The 476-nt window shown below is 72.7% G+C and carries 1 protein-coding gene; it reads right to left on the bottom strand.

All coding sequences use genetic code 11. From position 1 onward, the window contains the following. Positions 1-97: 97 nt before the first annotated feature. A partial coding sequence (locus tag AX702_RS12090) for a WecB/TagA/CpsF family glycosyltransferase (RefSeq protein ID WP_197420588.1) occupies positions 98-476 on the bottom strand: 379 nt, incomplete at its 5' end.

Raw genomic sequence — 476 nt, forward strand, 5'->3', positions numbered from 1 at the left:
GCCCCAGCCCCAGCCCTAGCCCTAGCCGCAGCCGCCCCAGCCGCCGCAGCCACAACCGACGCCGGGTCGACGCAGCCGTCGGGATCGGTCGCCATGATCACGCCCCGCCGGCAGCGGCGCTGGCGGGCGGACGTTCGGGCATGCGCCAGTGGCGCGGGTCGACATGGTGCACGCCGGCCGCCGCTTCGCGCACCAGCCCCGCCAGGAAGCGGATGTTGCCGATCGTATATCGCCGGAGCAGGCGCCGCGGATCACTCAGTGCCCGGTGCACCCATTCCAGCCGCGCCGCGCGCACCCATTCCGGCGCGCGCTGGGTCGCCTCCGCGGTGAAGTCGATGAACCCGCCAACGCAGATCACCGGAAGGCCAAGCGCCTCCACATTCCGCGCGGCCCAATGCTCCTGATACGGCTGCCCCATGCCCACCAGCACGACATCGGCCCCGGCCATCCTGATCCGATCGCGCAGTTGCGGCTCG

Source organism: Sphingomonas sp. CCH5-D11, assembly GCF_001557395.1.
Classification (GTDB): Bacteria; Pseudomonadota; Alphaproteobacteria; order Sphingomonadales; family Sphingomonadaceae; genus Sphingomonas.